This window comes from Sphingomonas sp. LH128, from assembly GCF_000293195.2.
Lineage (GTDB): Bacteria > Pseudomonadota > Alphaproteobacteria > Sphingomonadales > Sphingomonadaceae > Novosphingobium > Novosphingobium resinovorum_A.
Genome location: NZ_ALVC01000398.1, coordinates 1 through 9052 on the forward strand (window position 1 = coordinate 1; position 9052 = coordinate 9052).

Here is a 9052-nt window from a genome sequence, read left to right on the forward strand (position 1 = left end):
CCGCCGAGGGCGTCGCCGGCTACGTCGCGCACTGCCGCGCCAACGAGGTCGACATGTCCGAGTTCCAGCAAGGGTGTACGCCCAGCTACTTCAACAACGAGGGCGACAAGGAACTGAAGTGGGCCTTGTTCAAGGGCTATCTGCCCGGCTGGGATGCCTGGCGCGACATGCTGGCCGACTGGCGCCTGTCGCCCGACCTGCCGGGCGTGGCGTTCGAGGCGCGTGAGCCGGTGAATTGATCCGAGAGGCGGTTGATCCCGTCGTCCCGGACTTGATCCGGGACCGCTGGCCATGAACCGCCCACCTCACGTCGGCGTGCCCGGCTGATGGCTCACGCCTAAAGACAGCCACCGGTCCCGGATCAAGTCCGGGACGACGATGCGGCTCACCGGCCTCCACAGCCCTGTTCCCGGTCCATTCTTGACGCGGAGTCCCCCGCGAACGCATAATCGCCCCCGGAAACCCCGAGGGAAATTTTAATGGCCACCCGCCCCATCGCGCCCGGTCGGCGTATCGCCAAGCCGGACTGGCGCGCCGTACTCAAGCGCTCGCTGCGCCGTGCCGGAGAGCTGTCCGGCGCGCTGGTGCTCTTTGCGGGCATGGTGTTCCTCGCCCTCGCGCTGGTGAGCTACCACCAGACCGACCCCTCCACCTCCACCGCCGCGGGCGGCGACGTGCAGAACTGGATGGGTGTGACCGGCGCCTGGACCGCCGAGCGCGCGCTGTTCCTGTTCGGGCCGGTTTCCGCGCTGTTCGTGCCGCTGCTCTACGTCTTCGGCCGCAAGTTGTGGTTGCTGGTCGAGGAGGACGACGGCGAGGTCGAGCATACCGACCAGCGCTGGTGGGTGCCGGTCGGGGTGCTGGCGCTGTCGATGCTGCTGATCGCCACGGTTCTCTCGCTGTGGTTCACCAAGCCGGGCGGAACCCTGCCCGCCTCGATGGGCGGCATTTCCGGGCTGCTGGGCGCCAAGGCGATCACCGCACTGGCGGGCCTCGCGCCCGAGGCGGCGCATGGCGGGATCAAGTTCGCTCTGGCCGTGATCTGCCTTGGCCTCGGCCTCGTGCTGGCGGGCCGCGTCTTCGCCTTCGACTGGGCGCGCCTGCTGACTTTGCCGGGCCGCATCGGCCGCCTCCCGATCAGCCTCCCGTCCGCCGAAGACCTGCCGTTCAAGCCGGGCAAGGAGAAGCAACTCAGGGCCGAGCGCGCAGAACAGCCGGAGAAGGCCGAAGCCCCGCTGCGCGCCGCTGAGATGCCCGCAGCCGCCTCTGCGCCTGCCCGCAAGGCGCCCGAGATCAGCGCCCCCAAGGCCGCGCCGATCCCCGCGCAGTTCGGTTCGGACAGCCGCCAGAAGGACATGTTCGACAAATACGAGTTGCCTAGCCTCGACCTGCTGGCCGACCCGGCACCGAACTCGCAGCCCAAGATCGACAAGCTCAGCCTGGAACGCAACGCGCGCCTGCTGGAAACGGTGCTCGACGACTTCAACGTCAAGGGAGAGATCACCGCCGTGCGCACCGGCCCGGTCGTCACCATGTACGAACTGGAACCGGCGCCCGGTATCAAGGCCAGCCGCGTCATCGGTCTGGCGGACGACATCGCCCGCAACATGTCGGCAATCTCCGCGCGCGTGTCCTCGATCCCCGGCCGCACGGTCATGGGCATCGAACTGCCCAACGCCAACCGCCAGATGGTATCCTTCAAGGAGATGGTCGCGTCCGAGGCCTTCGCCCATCATAAGGGCATGCTGCCGATCATCCTGGGCAAGGACATCGCCGGCGAGCCGGTCGTCGCCGATCTGGCGACGATGCCGCACCTGCTCGTCGCCGGTACGACGGGTTCGGGCAAGTCCGTCGGTCTCAACGCCATCCTGCTGTCGCTGCTGTACCGCCTGACGCCTGCGCAGTGCCGCCTGATCCTCGTCGATCCCAAGGTTCTCGAACTCAAGAGCTACGACGACATCCCGCACCTGCTCTCGCCCGTGGTCACCGAACCGCCCAAGGCGATCCGCGCGCTCAAGTGGGCGGTCGAGGAAATGGAGCGCCGCTATCGCCAGATGAGCGAGATTTCGGTCCGCAACCTCGCCAGCTTCAACGAGAAGGTCCGCACCGCCGCCGCCAAGGGCAAGCCGCTGGGCCGCCGCATCCAGATCGGCTTCGACCCCGAGACGGGCGAGGAACTCTACGAGGACCGCCAGCTCGACTATGAGGCGCTGCCGCAGATCGTCCTGATTGTCGACGAACTCGCCGACCTCATGGTCACGGTCGGCAAGGAAATCGAAGTTCTCATCCAGCGTCTCTCCCAGAAGAGCCGCGCGGCGGGCATCCACCTGATCATGGCGACGCAGCGTCCATCGGTCGACGTCATTACCGGCGTCATCAAGGCCAACCTGCCGACCCGCGTGTCCTTCGCCGTGACCAGCCGCATCGACAGCCGCACGATCCTTGGCGAACAGGGCGCGGAGCAGCTGCTGGGCAAGGGCGACATGCTCTACAAGCCCAGCTCCGACCCCATCAAGCGCGTCCACGGCCCCTTCGTCTCGGACGAAGAAGTAGAGCACGTCGCCACGTACTGGCGCTCGCAGGGCAAACCGGACTACGTGGACGCCGTCACCAACGAGCCCGAGGAAGGCAGCTTCGGCTTCGACGATCTCGACGCGACGGCCTCGGACCAGCCCGACGAGCGCAAATACCGGCAGGTCTGCCAGCTGGTGTTCGAGAACCAGAAGGTCTCAGTCTCGTGGCTGCAGCGCCAGATGGGCGTGGGCTACAACACCGCCGCCAAATGGGTCGAGCGCATGGAGCAGGACGGCTACGTCGGCCCGGCCAACCACGTCGGCCGCCGCGACATCTACCGCGATGAGAACGGAAGCCCGCTTTGACACTCATCGTCGCGCTGGTGCTGGCCGGTGCCCCCCTGGTTTCCGTCGCGGCGACATCCACGCTCACCGCGACCTCGGGCAACTGGGTGCGCGTGTTCAAGCAGGAGGTCGAGACCGCCGTGGGCCGCAGCGTCCGCATCGACACGGCGAGCATGAGGGCGGGCGGTCTCGGCCGCACCTTCCGCGAACTGGACGTACTGACCAGGGCACAAGGCCAGATGCCGCGCGGCACCATGCAGTTCATGCTGCGCAGCGTGAACTGCACCGCAGGAACCACGCGGGTGGAGCAATGGCAGGTGCTCAATCCGGGCGGCGCGCCGCTTGGCGGCTCGGCGACGCCGGGCGCGACGCAGCGGGTGCGCTGGGACAACGAGGACGGCCTGGTCATCCGCTACGTGTGCCAGGGGATATTGCCGCGGTAACTGCGGCGCAGGCGTGGTTCTGGAGGGCGGGGGCTTCGACAAGCTCAGCCTGAGCGGATTTCAGAGCATGCTTTCCAAAGATTGAGACTTTCTCTGCTTCGTCATTGCTTCGCTGCGCTCGCAATGACGAGGGATTGGTTTGATCAAATCGCATCGTACTCCAGATCCCGCTCAGGCTGAGCTTGTCGAAGCCCCCGCCGACGGCACCTACCTGATGCGACAACATCCCCACCATTGTATGGTTGGCCCCGGCGTACCCCGCCGCTAAGACAGTCGCGCCTCCCCCACGCAATACCCTCGAAAGGCCCCGATGGAAGAACATGCCCAGGCATTCCTGCTGCGCGACGGATTTTTCCTGCTGGGAACCGCGCTCGGCTTCGTGCTGCTGTTCCGGCGGCTGGGAATCGGTGCGACGCTGGGTTTTCTCACCACCGGAGCGGTGCTCGGCCCCTACGTCCTGAACCTCGTCGGCGACCCGGAGAGCAAGATGGGGATCGCCGAACTCGGCATCACCCTGCTGCTGTTCATCGTCGGCCTCGAACTCGCGCCAGCGCGCCTGTGGAAGATGCGGCACGAGATTTTCGGGCTCGGCTTGCTGCAAGTCGTGCTGTGCGGGTTGGCGGTTTCGGCTGTCATCTACTTCTTCACCGGCTTCAGCCTGCAGGCCTCGCTGGCGCTGGGTCTGCCGCTGGGGCTGTCGTCCACCGCGCAGGTGCTGCCGATGCTGCAGAGCGCCGGGCGCCTGCACACCCCGTTCGGGGAGCGATCCTTCGCGATCCTGCTGTTCCAGGACCTGTCGATCATCCCGCTCATCACCATCATCGCCGCGATGAACCGCAATCCGGCGCTGCATTCCGGCCCGCCGGGATGGGTGCTGGGGCTGGAGACGGTCGCGGCCATCGTCGGCCTGATCCTCGCGGGGCGCTTCGTCATCCGGCCGCTGTTCGGCCTGATCGGCAACCTCGGCGAGCGCGAGATGTTCGTCTTCGCCGCGCTGTTCACGGTCATGGCCTCGGGCGCCTTGATGCAGGCGCTCGGCCTTTCGACCGCGCTTGGCGCCTTCATCGCCGGCGTCATGCTGGCAGATTCGCCCTATCGCCACGAACTCGAGGCCGACGTCGAACCGTTCCGCGCGATCCTGCTGGGGCTGTTCTTCATGTCGGTGGGCATGATGCTGGACCTCTCCGCCATCGCCGAACGCCCCTTGTTCGTCATGGCGATGGCACTGGCGCTGATCGCGGTGAAGGGCGGGATCATCTTCCTGCTCGGTCTCGCCTTCCGCATGGAATGGCGCAGCGCGCTGGCGCTAGGCCTGCTGCTGAGCCAAGGGGGTGAATTCGCCTTCGTCCTGTTTGCGCAGGCCAGCAATGCGATGCTGGTGGATGCGCAGGCGACCAGTCTGTTCAGCGCCATCGTCACTCTCTCGATGGTCACCACGCCGTTCCTGATGATGGCGACGCGCGGCATCCGCGAGAGGCCCGAGGGCAAGAAGGAAGTCCGCGAGGGCCCGCACGAGGACGGCGCCAACGCGATCGTCGTGGGCTATGGCCGCTTCGGGCAGACAGTGGCGCAGATGCTGATCGCCGCCGACATTCCGGTGACGATGATCGACACCGACATCGAGATGATCGACATCGCGCGGGACTTCGGCGCGCAAGTCTGGTTCGGCGACGGCACTCGCATCGACATGCTGCGCCAGGCGGGCGCGGCAGAGGCCGAACTGATCGTCTTCTGCATCGACGGCGACCAGTTGACCGAGCCGTTCCTGCAGGCCGTCCACCAGGCTTTCCCCAATGCGCAAGTTCACGCCCGCGTGTTCGACCGCCGCGCGCTGGTGCGACTGAAGGACGCGCCGATCGCCTCGATGGCGCGCGAGGTGATGGAATCGGCGGTGGTGCTGGCGCGCAAGGCGCTCAAGGGGCTCGACGTGGCGCTCGGCGACATCGACCGCGCCGAACAGATGTACCGCAAGAGCGACAAGGAGCGCCTGACCGTGCAGTACGAAGGCGGCGACGTGCGCGCCGCGCGGGAGCACATCATCACGCAGCGGCCGAGGGACCGGCGGTAGCTAGGTGTCGTCATTGCAAGCGCAGCGAAGCAATCCAGAGCAGTATCAAGCCGCCCTGGATTGCTTCGCTGCGCTCGCGGGTGACGAAAGGTGGTCAGCCCACGAAAGGCGCCGCCACTTCCGGTGGCACACGCATCAGCCGGCCTGAGGCAATGTCGATCATCGCCCATGTCGTGCGGGCCGAGACGATCACCTTGCCCGCCGCGTTACGGAAATCCACCCGCCGGTCGAACCGCGCGCCGCTCGGTCCTTCGGGAATAAAGGTCTCACCCGTCACGCTCTCACCCTCGCAGATGTTGCCGCGGTAGTCGATCTCGTGGCGGGTGACGAGCCACGCGTACTTTTCCTGATGCTCAGGGGGAGCGACGGCGGCCCAGTGCGCGCCCGCCATCGCCTCCATCCACTGCACCCACACCGCATTGTTGACATGGCCCATCACATCGATGTGCTCCGGCAGCGCGGTGAAGGTGAGGGTGAACATCAGCCTTCGACCCCGAGCTGCCACAGGATGAAGGCGAACTCCTCCGCCGTTTCCTTCAGGCTCTCGAACCGGCCCGACTTGCCGCCGTGGCCCGCGCCCATGTTGGTCTTCAGGATCAGCTCGTTGCCGTCGGTCTTCAGTTCGCGCAGCTTGGCCACCCACTTGGCGGGCTCCCAGTAGGTCACGCGCGGGTCGTTGAGGCCAGCCGTCACCATCAGCGGCGGGTAGGCCTGGCGCTTGACCTGATCGTAGGGGCTGTAGCTCAGGATCAGATCGAAGGCGGCCTTGTCCTCGATCGGGTTGCCCCATTCAGGCCACTCGCCCGGCGTCAGCGGCAGGGTGTCGTCGAGCATGGTGCTCAGCACATCCACGAAGGGCACGTGCGCCACCACCGCGCCGAACAGCTCGGGGTCGGAGTTGATGACCGCGCCCATCAGTTCGCCGCCCGCCGAGCCGCCGGAGATGCTGATCCGGCCCGCCTCGGTGAAGCCGCGCTCGATCAGGCCCTTTGCCACGTCCACGAAGTCGTTGAAGGTATTCTCGCGCCGCTCCAGCTTGCCCGCCTTGTACCACGCGCGGCCAAGGTCGTCGCCGCCGCGGATATGCGCGATGGCGTAAGCGAACCCGCGATCGACCAGGCTGAGGCGCGAGGTCGAGAAGCCAGGATCGATGGCGATACCGTAAGCGCCGTAGCCATAGAGGTGCAGCGGCCCGGCTCCCGTCCGGTCCTTGCGATAGACGATGGAAACGGGGATCGCGGTGCCGTCGCGCGCAGGTATCTCCAGCCGCTCGGTGGCATAGAGCGAAGCGTCGTAGCCCGAAGGAATTTCCTGGACCTTGAGCGTCTCCAGCGTGCGCGCCGCGACGTCGTAATCCATCACCGAGGACGGCGCGACCATCGACTCGTACGTCAGCCGCAGCTTCTCCATGTGCCATTCGGGGTTGTTGGAGAGCCCCGCCGAGTAGCTCGCCTCGGGGAAGGCGATCGGCTCGATCCGCGCCGGATCGTCGTAGTAGCGCAGCTCGATCTGGTCGAGACCGGCGCGGCGCCCCTCGATCACGTAGAAATCGCGGAACAGATCGAAGCCCGTCAGGTAAAACTCGTCCGTGCCCTCGATCAGCGTCGTCCACTCGCCGGGGTTCGCCAGCGGCGCGGTGGCGAGGCGGAAGTTCTCGTGCGTGTCGTTGGTGTGGATGTAGAGCACGTCGCCGCGCTCATCGACATCATACTCCACGCCCTTGGCGCGCGGCTTCACCAGGATTTGCTCGCCGAGCGGATCGTCGGCGAGGACCATGCGGCATTCGCTGGTCTCATGGTCGCTGGTGCCGATCAGCAGCCACTTCTCGTTCGAGGAGAGCGAGGAGCCGACGCGGAAACCCTCGTCATCCTCGTGAAACAGTTCGACGTCGTCTTCCACCGGCTGGCCCAGCCAGTGCAGGCGGGCATTGTCGGTACGCCATTGCTCGTTCGCCAGCGAGTAGACGAGGCCCTTGTCCTTCGCCACCCAGACCAGCGAGGACAGCGTGCCGGGGATCTCGTCCGGCAGCAGTTCGCCGGTGGTCAGGTCCTTGATCCGCGCGGTGAAGCGTTCCGAGCCGTTGTCGTCATACGCGTAAGCGAGCAGCCGCCCGTCCGTCGTCGTCGAGATCGCGCCGAGGCGGAAGTAGTCCTTGCCCTCGGCGAGCGCCACTTCGTCGAGCATCAGTTCGGGCTCGCCGCCCGCGACGGGTTTGCGCCACCATTTCTTGTATTCGGCGCCTTCCTCGAACTCGATCCAGTAGAGCCAGTCGCCATCCTTCTGCGGGACCGACGAATCGGCTTCCTTGATGCGGCCGCGCATTTCCTTGAACAGCGCGTCGATGCGGCCCTTGTGCTGGTCCATCTTCGATTCGAACCAGCGGTTCTCCGCCTCGAGATGGTCGAGGACCTCCTTGTCCTTCACCTCGGGATAGCCGGGATCGCGCAGCCAGGCGTAGTCGTCGCTGACGGTGACGCCGTGATGGGTGAAGGAATGCGGCTTCTTCGCCGCCTGCGGGGGACCGATGAGGGTCGGGGTGGAATCTGCCATGCGCACCATCTATGATTGCTCAATACCCCCCGCAAGCCGGAACCCATGACATGCTGATGAATACCCACGAAGCCCGCCTCGATGCGCTCCGCAAGGAACTGAAGGCGCGCGGCCTCGATGGCTTCGTGATCCCTATCTCCGACGAGCACATGAGCGAGTACGTCGGCGCGTATGCCCAGCGGCTCGAATGGCTGACCGGCTTCGGCGGCTCGGCCGGAACCGCCGTTGTGCTGACCGACGCAGGCCGCTCGCCTGCCGCTGCCATGTTCGTGGACGGACGCTATACCCTGCAGGTGCGCGATCAGGTCGATGGCAGGCTCTATGCCTACGAAAGCGTGCCTGCGACCAGCGTTCCTGCATGGCTCGCCGAGCATGCGCCCAAGGGCGCGCGGATCGGCTACGACGCATGGCTTCACGGCTCGAAGTGGGCGCAGGCGGTGGAAGCCACGCTCGCGGCCAAGGGCGGCGCGCTGATCGCGGTCGAGGGCAACCCGATCGATGCCGTGTGGCAAGACCAGCCCGCCCCTTCGGCCGCTCCCGCCGTGGTCCACCCGGACACGTTCACCGGCGAGGCGAGCGAGGCCAAGCGCGCCGCCGTTTCCGAATGGCTCGCGACCCGGAACCTCGACGCGACGGTGATCACCGCACTCGATTCGATCGCCTGGCTGCTCAACATCCGCGGCGCTGACGTGGACCGCACTCCCGTCGCGCTGTCCTACGTCATCGCGCGGCAGGACGGCACCGCCGACCTGTTCATCGCCGGGGAGAAAGTGACCGACGAGGTCCGCCGCCACCTTGGCAACGCGGTGACCGTGCGCGAGCGCGCCGCCTTCACCCAGGGCCTGCGCGAACTGGCGGGCAAGCGGGTCGCCGTCGACCCCGAGCGCGCCGTCAGCGCCATCTTCGAGGAACTTCGCGGCGTCGGTGCCACGCTGGTGGAGGAACGCGATCCCACCGTGCTGCCCAAGGCCGTCAAGAACCCTGTCGAGCAGGCGGGCCACCGCGCCGCGCAAGGTCGCGACGCCGCCGCCGTGACGCGCTTCCTGCACTGGCTCGCGGTCGAGGCGCCCAAGGGCGAGGTCACCGAACTGTCAGCCGCCGCGAAGTTGCAGGACTTCCGCGCGCTCGATCCC

General features: G+C 66.6%; 6 protein-coding genes and 1 pseudogene. 5 read left to right on the forward strand and 2 right to left on the reverse strand.

The genetic code is table 11. The annotated features are described in order from the left end of the window. The 4 genes and pseudogenes from LH128_RS26385 to LH128_RS26400 all read left to right on the forward strand — a co-directional run. Positions 1-239: pseudogene (locus LH128_RS26385) on the forward strand (monooxygenase); the annotation flags it as partial. A 240-nt stretch (positions 240-479) separates the two neighbouring features. Beyond that, on the forward strand, positions 480-2879 hold the full coding sequence (locus LH128_RS26390) for a DNA translocase FtsK (protein WP_008832751.1): 2400 nt from the start codon (positions 480-482) through the stop codon (positions 2877-2879). After that, a complete protein-coding gene (locus LH128_RS26395) occupies positions 2876-3301 on the forward strand; it encodes a hypothetical protein (RefSeq protein ID WP_008832752.1) in 426 nt (141 codons plus the stop codon). The genes LH128_RS26390 and LH128_RS26395 overlap by 4 nt, the downstream gene beginning before the upstream one ends. Positions 3302-3611: 310 nt before the next feature. Beyond that, complete coding sequence (locus LH128_RS26400; RefSeq protein ID WP_008832753.1) at positions 3612-5369, forward strand: cation:proton antiporter domain-containing protein; 1758 nt, start codon at positions 3612-3614, stop codon at positions 5367-5369. Positions 5370-5463: 94 nt separating this feature from the next. Here the strand turns inward: LH128_RS26400 and LH128_RS26405 are convergent, their stop codons facing one another. Together LH128_RS26405 and LH128_RS26410 are read right to left on the reverse strand one after the other, a co-directional pair. Then, entirely contained in the window at positions 5464-5850 is a 387-nt protein-coding gene (locus tag LH128_RS26405) for an acyl-CoA thioesterase (protein ID WP_008832754.1), read from the reverse strand. Continuing rightward, positions 5850-7919: a S9 family peptidase gene (locus LH128_RS26410; RefSeq protein WP_327195274.1), complete on the reverse strand. Its 2070-nt coding sequence runs from the start codon at positions 7917-7919 to the stop codon at positions 5850-5852. The genes LH128_RS26405 and LH128_RS26410 overlap by 1 nt, the downstream gene beginning before the upstream one ends. A gap of 50 nt (positions 7920-7969) precedes the next feature. On the opposite strand from LH128_RS26410, the gene LH128_RS26415 reads away from it, so the two are divergent. Then, positions 7970-9052: aminopeptidase P family N-terminal domain-containing protein (locus tag LH128_RS26415; RefSeq protein WP_008832756.1), on the forward strand; the 1083-nt coding region annotated here is incomplete at its 3' end.